Origin of the sequence: Nostoc sp. DedQUE09 (assembly GCF_034530915.1) — a bacterium.
GTDB lineage: Bacteria > Cyanobacteriota > Cyanobacteriia > Cyanobacteriales > Nostocaceae > Nostoc.
On the sequence record NZ_JAVRCE010000077.1, the window covers coordinates 19802 to 38083 of the forward strand.

General features: G+C 43.5%; 16 protein-coding genes and 1 riboswitch. Of the genes, 10 read left to right on the plus strand and 6 right to left on the minus strand.

Going from position 1 to position 18282, the window contains the following annotated elements:
* The first annotated feature begins 97 nt into the window (after positions 1 to 97).
* Together RMY27_RS31045 and RMY27_RS31050 are read left to right on the plus strand one after the other, a co-directional pair.
* Positions 98 to 1333: an LL-diaminopimelate aminotransferase gene (locus tag RMY27_RS31045; RefSeq protein WP_322668674.1), complete on the plus strand. Its 1236-nt coding sequence runs from the start codon at positions 98 to 100 to the stop codon at positions 1331 to 1333.
* A 111-nt stretch (positions 1334 to 1444) separates the two neighbouring features.
* The gene (locus RMY27_RS31050) at positions 1445 to 2083 is read left to right on the plus strand and encodes a Uma2 family endonuclease (protein WP_322668675.1); all 639 of its coding nucleotides are present in this window, start codon (positions 1445 to 1447) and stop codon (positions 2081 to 2083) included.
* A gap of 589 nt (positions 2084 to 2672) precedes the next feature.
* Here the strand turns inward: RMY27_RS31050 and RMY27_RS31055 are convergent.
* A complete protein-coding gene (locus tag RMY27_RS31055) occupies positions 2673 to 3869 on the minus strand; it encodes an MFS transporter (RefSeq protein WP_322668676.1) in 1197 nt (398 codons plus the stop codon).
* Positions 3870 to 4025: 156 nt separating this feature from the next.
* Between RMY27_RS31055 and RMY27_RS31060 the strand changes: the two genes are divergently transcribed.
* The 6 genes from RMY27_RS31060 (at position 4026) to lnt (ending at position 11874) form a co-directional block, all read left to right on the plus strand.
* Positions 4026 to 4169, plus strand: coding sequence for a Chromate resistance protein ChrB (locus tag RMY27_RS31060; protein WP_322668677.1), 144 nt, complete (start codon positions 4026 to 4028; stop codon positions 4167 to 4169).
* 287 nt (positions 4170 to 4456) lie between these two features.
* Entirely contained in the window at positions 4457 to 5326 is an 870-nt protein-coding gene (locus RMY27_RS31065; RefSeq protein ID WP_322668678.1) for a zinc metalloprotease HtpX, read from the plus strand.
* Positions 5327 to 5436: 110 nt separating this feature from the next.
* Positions 5437 to 5841: a hypothetical protein gene (locus tag RMY27_RS31070; protein WP_322668679.1), complete on the plus strand. Its 405-nt coding sequence runs from the start codon at positions 5437 to 5439 to the stop codon at positions 5839 to 5841.
* A gap of 408 nt (positions 5842 to 6249) precedes the next feature.
* Positions 6250 to 7557 (plus strand): chloride channel protein, encoded by a 1308-nt coding sequence (locus RMY27_RS31075; RefSeq protein ID WP_322668680.1) that lies wholly within the window; start codon positions 6250 to 6252, stop codon positions 7555 to 7557.
* Between the two features lie 140 nt (positions 7558 to 7697).
* Positions 7698 to 10301, plus strand: coding sequence for a DNA topoisomerase (ATP-hydrolyzing) subunit A (gene gyrA, locus RMY27_RS31080; RefSeq protein WP_322668681.1), 2604 nt, complete (start codon positions 7698 to 7700; stop codon positions 10299 to 10301).
* A complete protein-coding gene (gene lnt / locus RMY27_RS31085; protein ID WP_322668682.1) occupies positions 10282 to 11874 on the plus strand; it encodes an apolipoprotein N-acyltransferase in 1593 nt (530 codons plus the stop codon). Before gyrA ends, lnt begins: the two co-directional genes overlap by 20 nt.
* A gap of 383 nt (positions 11875 to 12257) precedes the next feature.
* On the opposite strand, the gene RMY27_RS31090 is transcribed toward lnt, so the two are convergent.
* From RMY27_RS31090 to RMY27_RS31105, 4 genes are all read right to left on the minus strand, one after another.
* Positions 12258 to 12902 carry a CatB-related O-acetyltransferase gene (locus RMY27_RS31090; protein WP_322668683.1) on the minus strand — a complete coding sequence of 215 codons (645 nt, stop codon included), beginning with the start codon at positions 12900 to 12902 and terminating at the stop codon, positions 12258 to 12260.
* Between the two features lie 52 nt (positions 12903 to 12954).
* Positions 12955 to 13563 carry an rRNA large subunit pseudouridine synthase E gene (locus RMY27_RS31095; protein WP_322668684.1) on the minus strand — a complete coding sequence of 203 codons (609 nt, stop codon included), beginning with the start codon at positions 13561 to 13563 and terminating at the stop codon, positions 12955 to 12957.
* 284 nt (positions 13564 to 13847) lie between these two features.
* Positions 13848 to 14075, minus strand: a complete 228-nt coding sequence (locus RMY27_RS31100; protein WP_322668685.1) for a hypothetical protein — start codon at positions 14073 to 14075, stop codon at positions 13848 to 13850.
* 281 nt (positions 14076 to 14356) lie between these two features.
* Positions 14357 to 14509 (minus strand): hypothetical protein, encoded by a 153-nt coding sequence (locus tag RMY27_RS31105; RefSeq protein WP_322668686.1) that lies wholly within the window; start codon positions 14507 to 14509, stop codon positions 14357 to 14359.
* A gap of 231 nt (positions 14510 to 14740) precedes the next feature.
* On the opposite strand from RMY27_RS31105, the gene RMY27_RS31110 reads away from it, so the two are divergent.
* Together RMY27_RS31110 and thiC are read left to right on the plus strand one after the other, a co-directional pair.
* Complete coding sequence (locus tag RMY27_RS31110) at positions 14741 to 15733, plus strand: 2-hydroxyacid dehydrogenase (protein ID WP_322668687.1); 993 nt, start codon at positions 14741 to 14743, stop codon at positions 15731 to 15733.
* Between the two features lie 77 nt (positions 15734 to 15810).
* Positions 15811 to 15907, plus strand: a riboswitch (TPP riboswitch).
* A gap of 7 nt (positions 15908 to 15914) precedes the next feature.
* Entirely contained in the window at positions 15915 to 17288 is a 1374-nt protein-coding gene (gene thiC, locus RMY27_RS31115) for a phosphomethylpyrimidine synthase (protein ID WP_094351230.1), read from the plus strand.
* 279 nt (positions 17289 to 17567) lie between these two features.
* On the opposite strand, the gene RMY27_RS31120 is transcribed toward thiC, so the two are convergent.
* Positions 17568 to 17927: a hypothetical protein gene (locus RMY27_RS31120; protein ID WP_322668688.1), complete on the minus strand. Its 360-nt coding sequence runs from the start codon at positions 17925 to 17927 to the stop codon at positions 17568 to 17570.
* Between the last annotated feature and the right edge of the window lie 355 nt (positions 17928 to 18282).

An 18282-nucleotide genomic window follows, 5' to 3' on the forward strand; every position in this document is an offset into this window, starting at 1 on the left:
TTTTTCTCCCCCTGCTCCCTCTGCTCCCCTGCTCTCCACTCCCCGCCCTCATAAATTAGCAGTAAGCTATTTGAGGGCGTTTTTCATAATCTACATAATGGCAACTATTAACGACAACTACCTAAAACTGAAAGCGGGTTATCTGTTTCCAGAAATTGCTCGGCGGGTGAATGCCTTTGCAGAAGCCAATCCTGATGCTAAAATCATTCGGCTGGGCATTGGTGATGTTACCGAACCTCTACCGGAGGCTTGCCGCACAGCGATGATTAAAGCTGTGGAAGAAATGGGCGATCGCAATACCTTCAAAGGCTACGGCCCAGAGCAAGGCTATGCTTGGTTGCGGGAAAAAATTGCTATTCAAGATTTCCAAGCACGAGGAGCCGACATAGATGCTGCTGAAATCTTTATCTCCGACGGTTCCAAGTGCGACACTGGCAACATTCTAGAAATCTTTGGTCATGACAATCTAATTGCCGTTACTGACCCAGTTTACCCTGTGTATGTAGACACTAACGTTATGGTGGGAAATACTGGGGATGCCAACGATAAAGGCGAATTTGAGGGTTTAGTTTATCTGCCAATTACAGCTGATAACAACTTCACCGCCGAGATTCCCTCAAAGAAAGTCGATTTAATTTATCTCTGCTTTCCCAATAACCCCACTGGCGCAACTGCAACCAAGGAATATCTCAAGGCTTGGGTGGACTATGCCAAAGCGAATAACTCGATTATTTTCTTTGATGCAGCCTACGAAGCTTATATTACCGATCCATCGCTTCCTCATTCAATTTATGAAATTGAAGGTGCAAGAGATGTTGCGATCGAATTTCGGTCTTTCTCCAAAAATGCAGGTTTTACAGGAACTCGTTGCGCGTTAACCGTTGTACCGAAGACACTCACAGCAAAAGCTGCCGATGGTTCCGATGTAGAACTATGGAAACTCTGGAATCGCCGCCAGTCCACCAAATTTAATGGCGTTTCTTACATTGTCCAACGGGGAGCCGAAGCGGTTTACTCTGAAGAAGGACAGACACAAATTAAGGGATTGGTGAATTTTTATCTAGAAAACGCCAAAATTATCCGTGAGAAACTCACAGCCGCTGGATTATCAGTTTATGGTGGCGTGAATGCACCTTACGTTTGGGTGAAAACTCCGAATGGTTTATCGAGTTGGGAGTTTTTTGATAAGTTGCTGCAAACTGTCAACGTTGTAGGAACACCCGGTTCTGGCTTTGGTGCTGCGGGTGAAGGTTACTTCCGCATTTCGGCGTTTAACAGCCGGGAGAATGTGGAAGAAGCGATGAAGCGGATTGCAGAGAAGTTTACGGTGTAGAGCGATCGCTTTTGTTAAACTCAATCTATTAGTCTAAAGGTTACGGTGGGATGTATATCCACCGCAACCTGATAGATAATTATTGAGATTCAGCTTATTGATATTTTAGTTATGACTGCTGCTATCCCCGTTTTCAAAGCTGTTAGCCGGATGCAGTTAGCACCTGGTAGCGCAGTGACTATTCCTGATGTTAGCTGGGAAGAATTTGAATCTATTTTAGAAGAATTGGGACAAAAAAGAACTACACGAATTGCCTACAGCCAGGGTACTTTAGAACTTATGGCTCCTTTACCAGAACATGAAATTCCCAAAGATTTAATTTCTGATATTGTCAAAATATTGCTAAAGGCTAAAAATATCAGATACCAACCTTTTGGTTCCACCACCTTTAAACGGCAAGGTGTAGCAGGAGTTGAACCTGATGCTTGCTTTTATATTCAGAATTATCAACAAATGATTGGTCATCGCCGCTTGCAACCTGATGATCCGCCGCCAGATTTAGCGATTGAGACTGATGTCACATCGAAAACTACTCTTGATGCTTATGAAGCTATTGGAGTCCCAGAATTATGGGTTTACGATAATGGGAGTCTTTCTATTTATTTGCTGAGAGATAGGAAATACATAAAATCTAATACTAGTCCTAATTTTGAGGATATAGCTATTACTAAAATTATTCCTGCTGCTGTGGAACATAGTTGGCAAGTAGGAAGTTTTCAAGCTTTGAAAGAATTGGAAGCGATGATTTAGTAAATAAAAATAAGCAGTAGATGGTATAAAAATAATTGATGTTATCTCAAAGATATAGCGTTTACTAATCACATGAGGTACATCATATTCCCCTCCTCGCTTGCGGGGAGGGGGTTGGGGGTGGGGTTCTTGTACCTCACTCAACTGAGAACCGCTGTAAGCATTATCGAATAAATTTATTTAGCTTCTTAACTAAAAGATGTACTGTTGTTGATGAAGGATTATCATTTACTGGATTAGAAGGGTTATATTGCTTGATAAGATTTTTAGCGCCTAAGCTCTCTTGTGGCAACTTTTCTATCGGCATAGCCACGGTTTCTAGGCATTAGGCTCACCAAGAAACTCTTATTCCTACCCCAATACTTCTCGCTTTGTGCATTTTTAACTCAGAATCGGGTTTGGGGTAAAGGGAAAAGGGTAAGGGTTAAAGGTTTTTTCTTTCCCTTTTCCCTTTCCCCTTTTCCCCAAAACCCGAGAAGTATTGATTCCTACCCTTCTCCTTCTCTGCGGGATGCTGCGCGAACAAAGACGCTACGCAAATAGGCTACCGCAGAGAGAAGAAAAAAATGCTTAACTAAACTGTATTGCCCTATATTTGTGAATATTTTTTCCTATTAATTACCAGCAATAAGACAGCAGCGATCGCAAACAAACTTCCAGTTAGAAATGTTGCCTCTGCTCCCAATGTTTGCCACAATCCCCCAGCTAGCAAACTAGCAGGTAAAAGCGCTAATCCCACAGCCAAATTAAAGAATCCAAAAGCAGTGCCGCGCAGATTTGCTGGTATACTATTTGCCACTAGCGCTAACAGCAATCCTTTACTCATACCTAAATGCAGACCATAAAGAGCAAACAATCCCCAGACTTGCCAAGGTGTCTGCACGAAAGCAAAGCCTAGATACACTAGTGCATATAGGAGAAATCCGCCTACTAGTAAACCAAATTTTCCCACGCGATCAGAAAGTATTCCCAATGGGTAGGCGCTGAACGAGTAGGCGATGTTCACCACCATTAATGTCAATGGGATGAGTGAAGCAGAAACACCTGTTTGTTCAGCTCGCAGCAACAAAAAGGCATTGCTGGAGTTGCCTAAATTGAATAGCAATGCCACTACTACAATTACCCAGTATCCTGAACCAAAACTATATAAAGCTTCCCATTGCAGAGGATTGCTTCGGTTTCCTTGAGTTTGAGTTGTTTTTGGTTCGCGCACTCCCACTGCTAATAAAGCCACTGCGAAGAATCCAGGGATGAGTGCTAGCCAAAAAATCAGGCGGAAGTTGTTTTCGGAAGCAGCCATCAGGGCAAATGCTGCCAAAGGCCCCAAAAATGCTCCAATAGTATCGAGGGATTGACGCAATCCGTAGGCTGCACCGCGTACTTCTGGATTAGTGGAATCGGCAACTAAGGCATCGCGGGGTGCTACCCGAATACCTTTGCCAATGCGATCGCCAAATCGAGCTATTAACACCCCAGTCGGATTGGTAGCTACAGCAAATAGAGGTTTCACAAAGGTTGATAATCCGTATCCAAACACCGCTAATCCTTTACGATGTCCCCAGTAATCACTCAATACTCCTGAAAAGACTTTTAAGATTGAAGCTGTTGCCTCTGCAATACCTTCAATGATGCCGACAGTCAAAATATCCGCCCCTAAAACTGACACTAGAAACAAGGGCAACAGAGAATTAATCATCTCGGAACTAATATCTGTCAACAGACTGACAAACCCTAAAACCCAAACAGTCTGAGGAATTTTCTGGACAAATTTATTTTGTAGTTCCATTTTGCCTGTTTTTACTACAATAGTAATAGAGATGTACACCCCTACAGCCGATTTATTTGCTGCAAAAATTTTTGCAAATAGTATTACTATATCAGTTTTATAATTTTTGAGAACCTATAGTTTAATGAGGTGAAACTAACTAAACTGCGTTCTTAGTTGCCAAAAATTCGCGATCGCGATTTGTTTAGTACCCCAAAATATTCACAAGCTACTGAAGCTTTAAAGGCGTGCGAATTAGATTTTCAAGTATTTTCCCAACAAATATATCAAGCACAAGGAATAGACTCAGAACCTTTATAAGTAAATGGATATTAACTAATAGTTAGGCATAGCTCAATCTAAGCATCACACTTGTAATTCATGCCTATATCCACAATTTCTTCCTATAGGTAGATGCATCTTTATTATTTGTAAGAGTTAATTTTGTAAACTAAATTAGTATTACTAAAACTTAAGTAGGAAAACCGTACTTATCTGATAGGTTTTCTGTACCATATATCTAATGTTTAGCTGGGTAAAATCAAAATGTAGCTGAGGTAATGCTGTTTCCTGAAAAATTTACACAGCATTAGCAGGAGAGTAAAAACATGACAAATCAATTAAAAACGGCTGCTTTGCTAGCTGCACTAAGTGGTCTTTTGATTGCAATTAGTTACTGGGTAATTGGTGGTTCTAGTGGCTTGATTATCGGGATTGGCTTGGCAGCAGTAACCAACCTGTTTTCCTGGTATCAATCAGATAAAATTGCCCTAGCAGTATATCAAGCGCAACCTGTGAGTGAAAGTGAAACACCAGGACTTTATCGGATGGTGCAGAGATTGAGCGATCGCGCTAACATTCCCATGCCTAAAGTTTATATCGTTCCTAGCCTTGGTGCTAACGCCTTCGCTACAGGGCGTGATCCAGAACACGCTGCTGTGGCTGTCACCGAAGGTATTCTAAATATATTGCCAGATGATGAACTCGAAGGTGTTATCGCCCACGAGCTAACCCATATTATTAATCGTGACACTCTTACACAAGCTGTTGCTGCTACTGTAGCTGGTGCGATCTCATTCCTAGCCCAAATGGTTAGTTATAGCCTATGGTTTGGCGGTGGTTCGCGAGATGACAACAGAGGTGGAAATCCAATAGGAGTTTTATTAACAGTCATACTTGCCCCACTGGCTGCGACAATTATTCAGCTAGCAATTTCGCGCACACGAGAATTTTCTGCTGATGCAGGTTCTGCTAGATTAACTGGTAATCCTCGCGCCTTAGCTAGAGCATTGCAACGCTTAGAAGCTTCAGCAAAGCAAATGCCTTTAAATGCTAATCCAGCTTATGAGCCGTTATTAATTATCAATTCCATCTCTGGACAGTTTCTGGGTAACTTATTCTCCAGTCACCCGGCGACAGAAATGCGAGTTGCAGCATTACTAAAATTAGAGCAACAACTGCCAATAAAAACTTATTGATTTGTCATTAGTCCTTTGTCTTTTGTAAAATAAATAAATGACAAATGACTATTAAGACAGGGTGCAATTCTTCTTGAAGAATAAACTTTGCAATTAAGGATGTTTTAAGTATGAATTCTAACAATATCGAATCTACTGAATCCATAGTAATTGTAAAAATAAGTGCTGAAACCGACAAATTAGTGGAAACCGAAATGGCTGGTGAAACTGATGAGGTGAAGCGCGAAACTAAAGCGTTAATTGAGGCGCTAAAAAGACGCGCTCAAGCTGAGGCTGATTCAGCAGGCACTCTCACCCGTGAAACCTATTTGAAAGTTGTGCGTCAAGCACGGGAATTAATTGAAGGAAGGAAACTGATAGAACGCGATCGCTTAGAAAACTCTTGGGCGGTAATTCAGGATGAAGCCGAGAGAAACTGGCACTTATTAATGAAAGACTTAGTAGACTTTAACTTTCGCCTGCAAAAGGCTGTAAAAGCTGCTTGGGAAACCTTCAATAATCCTTACTCTCGTTAAAGAGAGTGCGATGCCTACGGTGGTCACTGAGCCTGTCCTGAGCGTAGCCGTTGGCGCAGCCTCTCCTAGAGAAGGGCGCAGCCGAAGTGCAGGCTACGCCTACGCAGATAAATAAATATTTTAGGGGCGTACAGATGTACGCCTTTTTTTTATAGCCCGTCGGAGACATGGCAATACGGTTCGGATAAGCATTTTTCACTTTCCTTGTGGTCTGGGGAATGGGTTTGCGGGTAAAGGGGAAAGGATGTATTCAAAACCTTTCCCCTTTCCCCTTTCCCCTTTACCCTACCGAACCGTATTGGGAGACATGGCTCTTTGTAGACCAAAAATGATTTACTAAACTAAATAGCTCTACCATAAAAAGCGTAAATATTCAGTACTCTCCATTTCACAAATAGGAAATAAGCAGTGTTACCAAACAAGCCCCCCGCTAGCAATCAAACTCAACGCTGGACATTTGCTCAACTTTTTGGACTGGTAAAGCGTAATCCCCTAATGATTTCGCAGTGGGTGATCCGCTGGGTAGTTGTGGGGACTGCTGGTGGTCTATTCGCAGCCTTGTACTGGAATGTTCTAGAGTTTTTTACTCACAGACTCCAGCGATTTGAGGGTTTTAGCCTGCTGATAGTGATGCCACTTAGCGGTTTACTTATCGGTCTGGTGATTCATTTTTTGGGAAATCCCGGTGAAATCGCCGTGATTGTTGATAATATTCATTTTCGTGGCGGACGCCTAGATGTTCGCAAAAATCCTTCAATGATTCTTGCTTCTCTAGTCAGCATCTCAGCAGGCGGTAGTGCTGGCCCAGAAGCGCCACTGGTACAGGTAACAGGTTCTTTTGGTACTTGGATTGCCGATCGCTTAAAACTCCAAGGTGAAGACCTCAGAACCATGAGTTTAGCAGCAATGGCGGCTGGCTTCACTGCCTTATTTGGCGCACCTCTTGGCGGTGCAATGTTCGCTTTGGAGATTTTGCACCACGAGCATATTGTGGAATATTACGAAGCCTTAATGCCAGCTATTGTTTCAAGTTGCGCTAGCTATCTGGTGTTTGCAGCAATTACACGTTTGGGTATTGCCCCTACTTGGCATTTTCCTCAGTATCACTTAGAAAGGATTGATGATTTTGCGATCGCGATCATGTTTGGAATTATCGGGGCGGTGGCAGGATGGATTTTTATGGGCATTTTTCGCAGTTGCGATCGCGCCTTTGCCCAGATTCCTGGCCCAATTTATGTACGCACAACACTAGCAGGATTGGGACTTGGCACTTTAGCAGTTTTATTACCCCTCACGCGTTATTTTGGACATGAAGAGTTAGATTCAGTTCTGACTGCTAACTTTGGTGCTGTTTTTCTCTTAACTCTAGCTTTTGGCAAAATAGCTGCCATTAGCATTACGGTAACAGGTGGGTGGCGCGGTGGATTCATCATTCCCCTCTTTTTCACTGGTGCTTGCATCGGTAAAGCAGTAGCAATTTTAATTCCAGGACTTAATCCTGCCCTTGCCATGATTTGTACAATGGCGGCTGTCAACGCAGCTGTAACCCGCACACCTATAAGTACGACTTTGCTACTGTCAAAACTGACTAACTTAAGTCCCTTTACGCCAATCCTTTTTGCCAGTTTGATCGGATTTTTTCTTGCCCCTAAAGTTCCTCTGATCGCATCTCAACTCAAATCCCAGAGAGAAACTACGGATCGAACAATTGCCTGAGTTAGCTGCCCAGGCATAAAAAAGCAATATATGATAGAATTGTACCAAATTATAGCAATTATTCAAGAGCAATTTAGAATAATTTTGCGCTTTGTTGAGTAAAAAAGCTAAAATCTACGATTTTTGGAGATTTTTAGGTTATGACAACCTCACAGGAGAGGATTATCCCGACAGACTTGCGAAACGAAATGTCGCAGTCTTATCTGGAATACGCCATGAGCGTGATAGTGGGTCGGGCGCTGCCAGATGCCAGGGATGGTCTAAAACCTGTGCATCGTCGCATTCTCTACGCAATGCACGAGCTAGGTCTGCTCCACGATCGCCCCTTTAAGAAATGCGCCCGTGTGGTGGGGGAAGTGTTGGGTAAATATCACCCCCACGGTGACACAGCAGTATATGATGCCTTGGTGCGGATGGCGCAGGATTTTTCCATGCGATCGCCCCTAGTTAACGGACATGGTAACTTTGGTTCGGTAGACAACGATCCGCCAGCCGCGATGCGGTACACAGAATGCCGTTTACAAGCTTTAACTAGTGCTGGTCTACTCCACGACATCGAGTATGAAACCGTAGATTTCGCTGATAACTTCGACGGTTCCCAGCAAGAACCCACAGTTTTACCAGCACGGATTCCGCAGTTATTGCTTAACGGTTCCTCTGGGATTGCTGTGGGCATGGCTACCAACATTCCGCCCCACAACTTGGGCGAATTGATCGATGCTTTGGTAGCTGTAATCCACAATCCAGAAATCACCGATCTCGAATTAATGCAGTATGTCCACGGCCCAGATTTTCCAACTGGGGCGCAAATTTTGGGAACATCTGCCATTCGAGAAGCTTATACTACCGGGCGTGGTTCCATTACCATGCGTGGTGTCGCTAACATTGAAACCGTTGAACAACGGGGACGCCCAGATAGAGAAGCAATTATCATCACCGAATTGCCTTATCAAACTAATAAAGCGGCGCTGATTGAAAAAATCGCCGAGATGGTGAACGAAAAGCGTTTAGAAGGGATTGCAGATATCCGGGATGAAAGCGATCGCGACGGGATGCGAGTTGTCATCGAACTCAAGCGTGATGCTTACCCCCGCGTCGTTTTAAACAACCTTTACAAGCAAACGCCACTGCAAGCCAATTTCGGCGCAAATATGCTGGCGTTGGTAAATAGCGAACCCCAAGTACTCACCCTCAAGCAGTTCTTAACCGTCTTTTTGGATTTCCGCATCGAATCCATTGCCAGACGCACCCGCTACGAACTGCGGAAAGCCGAAGAACGCGATCATCTTCTCCAAGGATTATTAATTGCCCTATCCCACTTAGATCCAATTATTGTCTTAATTCGCCATGCTCCCGATGCACCCACAGCCAAAGGCGAATTAATCACAACTTACGGACTTTCAGAAGTGCAAGCAGATGCAATTTTGCAAATGCAATTGCGGCGCTTGACTGCTTTAGAAGCAGACAAAATTCGTCTAGAACACGAAGAATTACAAGCGAAGATTACCGACTTGCAGGATATTTTGGCACGGCGGGAGAGAGTGCTAGAAATCATCGAAACTGAAGTCACACAACTAAAAACTAGCTTCGCCACACCCCGCCGCACGGTAATTTTACCAGGGGAAGGGGAATTAGACGATCGCGACCTCATTGCCAATGAAAAAGCGATAATTCTAGTTACAGAGCAAGGCTATATCAAACGGATGCCAGTTAACACCTTTGAAGCCCAAAGCCGTGCTACCAGAGGCAAAGCCGCAGCCAAGGTGAAAGATGATGATACCATTGAGCATTTTTTGACTTGCTGCGATCACGACAGTATTTTATTCTTTAGTGAGCGTGGTGTTGTTTATTGCCTGAGAGCTTATCAAATTCCAGCGAGTTCGCGTACCAGTCGCGGGACACCAATTGTCCAGATGCTACCGATTCCCAAAGAGGAAAAAATTACCTCGATTGTACCAGTTGACGAGTTTAGCAGCGAAGAATATCTGGTCATGCTCACTAAGGGCGGTAATATTAAGAAAACCGAATTGGCAGCCTTTAGTCACATTCGCGCCAATGGTTTAATTGCCATTTCCTTAGAAGAAGGCGACCAACTCCGCTGGGTGCGACGCGCCAAAGTCGAGGACAGTGTAATCATTGGTTCTCGTAACGGGATGGCGATTCACTTCCGATGCAACCACGAACAACTGCGTCCTTTAAGTAGGGCAACTCGTGGGGTGAAAGCCATGAAACTCAAAAATAAAGATGAACTTGTGGGTATGGATATTCTCCCCGCAGCAATTCTGGAAAGTTTGGATGTTGCAGAAGCAGAAATTGAAGATATCGAAACAATCGAAACAGAAGATATCGAAATTACCGAAATTACTGAAGAGTCCGCAGAAGTGCCTAGCAGTGGCATTGTTGGCCCTTGGGTGTTGGTAATTACAATGGGAGGATATGGTAAGCGCGTCCCAGTCGCCCAATTCCGGCTACAAAATCGTGCTGGTCAGGGTTTAATGGCAACCAAGTTCAAAAACCGCAAAACCAAAGACAAGCTAGCAACCCTACGCATTGTTAACAACGATGATGATGAAATCATGATGGTGACAAATCGCGGTATTATCATCCGTCAAGCGGTGAATGCGATTTCTATCCAATCGCGATCGGCAACTGGAGTCAGAGTGCAGCGTTTAGACGAAGACGACGCCATTACTGGAGTGGCAGTAGTTCCACCTGATGCTGGCGATGCAGAAGAAGCAGAATAAAAAGCAGGGGGAGAGGTTAACCGCCTTACTCCCTTATTTAATCGCCTTAGCTAGCGGCATTTTAATGGGGCTAACTGTAGCCCCAGTAGGTGCATGGTTGTTGGCTTGGATTGCCATAGTTCCCTTATGGGTGCTAGTTGTCACTTCAGCCAAAGGTAAAAACAAATTCCCCCCGGCTTTCCTCTGGGGTATCGGTTATCACGGTGTCGCCCTATCTTGGATTACCGGAATTCATCCCATGACTTGGTTGGGCGTTCCGTGGTTGCCAAGTCTGGCAATCACCCTTTTTTGTTGGGGATTTATCAGTGCCTTGGGTGGAGTATTCCTTAGTATTTGGGCAGCGGTAATGGTTCGCCTGGGCGGACAAAAACCGTGGTTACGTGTACTTATTGGTACAGCCGTCTGGTGCGGCTTAGAGAGCCTTTGGAGCGCTGGCCCTCTGTGGTGGAGTTCTCTTGCTTACACACAAAGCCCGCACAATCTCGTAATTGTACATCTAGGGCAACTGTCTGGGCCTAATACTGTGACAGCAGCGATCGTTGCTTTTAATGGCTTAATTGCTGAAGCGTATATAAACCGACAAGATACCAAGATGTCCTTTGCGCCTCTGCGGTTCGTTAATAAATATTTGGCGATCGCCACAGCACTATTAATTACCCTACACCTTATTGGTTTTATCTTATACAGCCGCCCCATAGCTCAACTCCCAGAAGCAGCTTTAAAAGTGGGGATTGTTCAAGGTAATATCCCAAACCGGCTTTTACGAAGTTCCGAGGGGTTTCGTCGCGCCCAAGAAAACTATACCAATGGATATCTAACTTTAGCAGACCAAGGTGTAGATGCAGTCCTGACCCCAGAAGGAGCCTTACCTATTTTCCAGCGTAATTTGCTGGGAACTGCCTTAGTTGCAGCCGTGAAAGAAAAAGGCGTAGTGGCTTGGATTGGGGCTTTTGGCGAGCGGGGAAATAGTTATACAATTAGTTTATTTACTTTCAACAGTAAAGGTGAAATTGTTAGCCGCTACGATAAGTCCAAACTAGTACCATTAGGAGAATATATTCCCTTTGAAGGAATTTTAGGAAAACTAGTTCAGCGCTTGTCGCCTTTGGATGCACACCAAGTTGCTGGTTCAGCAAATCAGCTATTTGACACTCCTTTTGGTCGGGCGATCGCTAGTATATGCTATGAATCTGCTTTTCCCGAACAATTTCGCCGTCAAGCGGCAGCGGGTGGACAATTTATTGTCAGTTCTTCTAACGATGCCCATTACACTGCATCCATGCCATTCCAGCATCATGCACAGGATATCATGCGGGCAATTGAAAGCGATCGCTGGTCAGCACGGGCAACTAATACCGGATATTCAGCCTTTGTAGATCCTCATGGCAGAACCTTGTGGATGTCTGGATATAATACCTACGAAACTCATGCTGAAACAATTTATCGCCGACAGACACAGACTTTATATGTGCGTTGGGGTGATTGGTTAACACCGTTGTTGTTAATCTCCTCCGGAGGAGCTTGGCTGGTAATTCGTGGTATAAAGAAATTTAGTAATTTGGGCAATTCTTAGCGGATTGAGTCTTTGGAATTATTAGTGATCGCTTCACTATTTAATCTGAAGTTTTGCCGTGCAAATGTACTATAAATGTTTGAATTCCTTGCTGCATAATAAATCTAGATTTTGACCCCTCAAATGCTGTACCCATGTAGCGTATAGATTAAATAGTACAACTGCGGTAGGCTGAAAAACGGGGGGACAACGCCTCAAACTTGCTCTGCAAGCCCCTTTGACAATTTGTAAGGGCGTAAAACGGAACCAAAAAATTTTGAAAGCCGCTCTATGCAAGCATCAGCGCTTTTTGCTTGGGGGAACTTCAGATTAAATAGGTTTGTGATGATTTAACGACCAAGATAAGCGGCGGCAAGTAACCTTTGCATCCTCACCAAGATTTCTCAACTGTCCGATTCATCGACTTGTTCTGCTGCTGGCATCCCGATAAGTTTCAATTTCTCTCCACGCGGCCCTTTCACCTGAATCTCTGGTTGCCATTCATCCGGGTTGGTGTACAGCAACTCTAAATTAGCCGCAACCTTTGATGAGTCCCAATTCCACCAAGCTAGTTCCAGCAATCGTTCTATCGTTTCAGGCTTAAACCGATACCGAACGACCTTAGCTGGATTACCAACCACAACAGCATAGGCAGGAACATCTTTAGCCACAACAGCCCGTGCGCCTACGACTGCTCCGTTGCCTATTTTCACTCCTGATATAATCGTTGCTCCATATCCAACCCAAACATCATGACCAATCATTGTTGCTCCCTTACTTGCTGCATCAGTGTAACGTTCTTCTGGCTCAGTTTCTGCGGATAACCACTTGAAAGGAAATGTCGTTGCTCTTGTCGTAATGTGATTGCCTCCACCAAAAATGACGATATCCTTAGCGAGAGAACAAAATTTTCCAATCTCAATCCGATCGTTAAGGGTGAACAATGCCAAACTAATATGCCGATCAAAGTAGGTATAATCTCCAACGGTAATTCGCGGGTCTTGAATGTGAGCATTGAGCCAAATGGGAGGAGAGGTATATTCGAGCATGGTCACGGAGGACAACTGCACTTCGACGGTTTAATCACAAGTTAACTTTCTATTATCGGGCGGCTTTTGAGGGAAAACTTTTCGATTTACTAAAATTATGAATTTCAGAAGCGGTGAGATCACGCCATTGACCCAATTGTAGGTCATCTAATTGTAGGTGAGCGATGCTGACCCTGACCAATCGCAAAGTCGGAAACCCGACAGCCGCAGTCATGCGCCGAACTTGGCGGTTTTTTCCCTCTGTTAAAGTCATTTCCAGCCAAGCTGTCGGTACATTTTTACGAAATCTAATTGGTGGTGTGCGTTCGGGTAACTGTGGTTCTTCTGATAGAAGCTCAACTTCTGCTGGTTGAGTGCGGTAATCTTGAATTTCTATACCTGTTTGCAACCTTTTGATAGCTTCTGCATCTGGAATTCGCTCTACCTGTACCCAGTAAGTACGTTTATGACCAAAACGCGGATGCGCAAGGCGATGTTGTAATTGTCCATCGTTTGTTAACAGCAGCAATCCTTCACTATCCCAATCTAAGCGTCCCACAGGATACACATCAGACACATCAATATAATCTTTTAGGGTGCTATGTGTGGGGGCATCCTTTGTAAACTGGCTGAGAACGCCGTATGGTTTGTAAAAAATAATATATCGGTAATGATTGGGCATTTGTCATTTGTCGTTTGTCATTTGTCATTGGGAATGGGGCATTAGTTATTCTTTCTTCATCAACAAATATAGCTAATAATGCCCGAAATTTGACAGCAATCAAAGCTGAAACTAAAAAAAGCAAAGATTTAGCTTTTTGGAAGTTAGAACTGCCAATAATGCTCTAAAAAAATTAATTTTTGTACTGTTGTAACTGAAGTTAATCAGTTAGAATTCATGACTGCTGAATTACTTAGTTTATCTCTTGAAGATGTCAGTAAACTTATAATTTATCAAGTTAAAAATCAATCGCGGTTAAAACCACAACCTAAACAACGCATACAAACAGAGAAAGTTGCTAAAACTGAACCAATCTCAATTAGTAATTGAAATGACAAGGGAGCTAGAGCCAAACCCCAAATCAAAAGAATTGTCCCGCTGATCATAGCAGTAATGCGATTAATTTCATCTTTAGTATTGAAAACCAAAAATAATACTCCTAAACCAATTAATAATAAGATTAAGCTACTCATAAACATATTCCTGATTTATACTTTTTCTTTGTAAAGCTGGATCTACAGCAGAATCCAGGAGTAAAACACGCTTCATATGAGGCTTTGAGACGAATCTTTGTGTACTTTACCTTCCTTAAAACCTGTTGTATTTCACCCCTGTAGTCTTACCGTTACTTGAGCGGACTAGAGGGCAGTCTTGTTATGTGCATCTTAATACAGAATTGGTATAAACTCCAAGCTTGAAAATTGTAAAAACCTCACACAGCTACAGCACAACTTAACTGATGTCCTCAAATAAATTACACTTTCGATGCCAGTAGATTGTGCCATTCACGTGGCTGGATGATTTTTTCAGATGTTGCTGTCATTTTGTTTCTGCGAAAATTGACTATTAGCCGATCGGCAAAATTATGAGAAATAAATGTGATGGAAATATGAGCGAAATACGGCATTGCATATTTGCAGTAATTCGTCAAACATCGTAATTTGGAGCAGTTGCATTCAACCTAAAGGCGTAGGCGTAGCCCGTCGTAGACATCACTTATTTAACTGCCCTTGTCAAAGTACCGATTAAAAAATGTTGAAAATGCCGCAGCTAGGCTCGTTGTAGACATCGCTTTTCTAAACGTCAAGGTACTATGTACTCGAACACCGTGCAGCATATATAAAGTCTGAGGTTTTGCATGAAAGTAGCAGTTTTCAGTACAAAAGCCTACGATCGCCAGTTCTTGTCAGCTGCAAATTCTCCCATCCAACACGAGTTAGTATTTTTTGAACCCCGTTTAAATCGGGATACGGCTATCCTGGCTGCCGAATTTCCCGCAGTTTGCGTATTTGTCCACGATCAGCTTGATGCCCCAACTTTAGAACTTCTCGCCTCACGGGGAACTCGCCTGGTTGTCCTTCGCTGTGCGGGGTTTAACAATGTAGACTTACAAGCCGCAGCAGATTTAGGAATTACCGTTGTACGCGTTCCCGCCTATTCACCTTATGGGGTGGCAGAACACGCTGTAGGATTGATTTTAAGCCTAAATCGCAAAATTCATCGTGCCTACAACCGTGTCCGAGAAGGCAATTTTTCTTTAGATGGATTGTTGGGATTTAATTTGCATCAGCGTACAGTAGGGATTGTTGGCACTGGCAAAATCGGTCTGATTTTAGGACAGATTATGAAGGGGTTTGGCTGTCACATACTCGCCTATGATGTCTATCGCAATCCCGAATTGGAGGCGCTGGGTGGAAAGTATGTAGAACTACCTGAGCTATTTGCCAATTCCGATATTATCTCCTTGCATTGCCCCTTGACTCCTGAAACCCATCACTTAATTAACACTGAGGCTATAGAACAGATTAAGCCAGGTATGATGCTAATTAATACTAGTCGAGGAGCGCTGATTGATACCCAAGCAGTGATTGAGGGACTAAAATCGGGTAAAATTGGCTATCTTGCGATAGATGTCTACGAACAAGAATCAGAATTGTTCTTTGAGGATTTGTCTGGCGAAATTATTCAAGATGATGTTTTCCAACGTCTGACAACCTTTCCGAATGTACTCATTACCGGACATCAAGCTTTTTTTACAGCAGAAGCTCTCTACAATATTGCAGAAACAACTTTTGCTAATATTACCGATATTGAACAGGGTCGTCCTTGTGCAAATGAAATTCGCGCCTAAACCCTAAAATCCAAAATTGTATTACCTCATAAATTGTTAACACCTTTGCTCCCAGATATAACGAAGGTGATACACTACATCCATGCTAGGGGTGCCTACATAACCAGGCTGAGATCACACCCTTAACACCTGAGTCTGGGTAATACCAGCGGAGGGAAGCTGTTTATTGAGGAATTACAATATGCGGACTGAATGGGTTGCTAAACGACGTGGGCAGGTTAATGTATCTCAAATGCACTATGCCCGCCAAGGTGTTATCACCGAAGAAATGCACTACGTCGCCCAACGGGAAAATCTCCCAGCCGATCTCATTCGTGAGGAAGTAGCGCGGGGACGAATGATTATCCCGGCTAATATTAATCACACTAACCTAGAGCCGATGGCTATTGGCATCGCCTCTAAATGTAAGGTAAATGCTAATATCGGCGCTTCTCCCAACTCTTCTAATCTTCAAGAAGAAGTGGATAAGCTGAATCTGGCGGTGAAGTACGGCGCTGATACCGTGATGGATTTGTCCACAGGCGGCGGTAATTTGGATGAAATTCGTACTGCCATCATCAAGGCTTCCCCAGTTCCCATTGGTACAGTGCCGGTTTACCAAGCTTTAGAAAGCGTCCACGGCACAATTGAGAATCTGACTGCTGATGATTTTCTCCATATCATCGAAAAGCACGCCCAGCAAGGAGTAGACTATCAAACTATCCACGCAGGGATTTTGCTTGAGCATTTGCCTTTGGTGAGAAACCGGCTCACTGGTATTGTCTCTCGCGGCGGCGGGATTTTGGCGCGCTGGATGTTACATCACCACAAACAAAACCCGCTTTATACCCACTTCCAAGATATTATTGAGATTTTCAAAAAGTACGATGTCTCCTTCAGTTTAGGAGATTCCTTGCGTCCCGGTTGCACCCATGATGCCTCAGATGAAGCACAATTAGCTGAATTGAAAACCCTCGGACAGCTTACTCGCAAAGCCTGGGAAGATGATATACAGGTGATGGTGGAAGGGCCTGGACACGTGCCAATGGATCAAATTGAGTTCAACGTCCGTAAGCAGATGGAAGAGTGTTCCGAAGCACCTTTCTATGTTTTGGGGCCATTGGTGACAGATATTGCTCCTGGTTACGACCACATCACTTCAGCCATTGGAGCCGCAATGGCTGGCTGGTACGGTACTGCAATGTTGTGTTATGTAACACCTAAAGAACATTTGGGTTTACCAGATGCCGAAGATGTACGGAATGGGTTGATTGCCTATAAAATTGCGGCTCATGCGGCTGATATTGCTAGACATCGCCCTGGTGCAAGGGATAGAGATGATGAACTTTCTAAGGCGCGTTACAACTTCGATTGGAACCGTCAGTTTGAATTATCACTCGATCCAGAAAGAGCTAAGGAATATCACGATGAAACTTTACCAGCAGATATCTATAAAACTGCTGAGTTTTGTTCGATGTGTGGGCCGAAGTTCTGCCCGATGCAAACTAAGGTTGATGCTGATGCGCTGACAGAATTAGAGAAGTTTTTGGCGAAAGAGGCTGTGACTCAAAGTTAACGGATTAGACCTTTTGCAAAAGTCGACAAACTGCTGTAACTGGTATCAACTATAAGTTAAAATTCTTTTAAAACCTCATTCCCAGCCGGAAACTGGGAATGAGACAAAATGGTTTTGCTTCTCGCAAAATATCAGGTTAGGTTTTGCGATCGCACTTTTACTTGGTACAAGAGTAACCTAATTGCGTTGGCAAAGCCTACCAAAGGTATCGCTCCCCAATCAAAGCTAAATCAGTAATTTTGGTTGGTAATCTATGCGATCGCCTTTAATCGCGTCTACTTACTTCGGCAAAACCACGCTTTGACGCACAGCACGCTTGCGGTCGCTTTTCCGAATACCTCCAGCCATCTGATACTCATGGCTATTATTACCATATTTATAAGCAATACCACGCAAAATTTTCTCAGAATAGTCTGCTAAATCTTGTTCATTTTCAACGATCTGGGTTAGTAAGATATCAATAGTAGAGAGGGTAGTATTGTATGCTTCTAGAGATTGCCGGAGATTTTCGATTTTGTCAGTATAATCTTTGACTGTTAAGTTCTCTCCGACATCGAGAGTTGGACTAATAGATTTAATGCTTGCTAGACGTAGTTCAGCTTTGCCAAGAGTACGTGAATTGCGTTTTAATCTTGCCATAATTAATACTAATTTTTTAGATTACTGATAACTCTATAGTGGACAATTGTTGAAAAGGTTGTCATACGTGAAATTGTTGATTTTTCTGAAAAAACCTAAAATTTAAGTCCCATACAACATTTTTTGCCAATTGAAACCATATTTCTTGTTGAGGTACAGCAGTGCTGTATCTCAAAAGCGTGTTCTATTTAAGGGAAGATGCTGTAACACAAGTCTGTTTTTGATAACGTGAAGGCGGAAGTCGCTACAGACTACGCGTAACACGGAAACGTGAAGGCAGAAGCTGCTACAGGCTGCGCAAAACACGGAAACGTGAAGGCGGAAGTTCCTACAGGGAAGGCGGAAGCTGCTACAG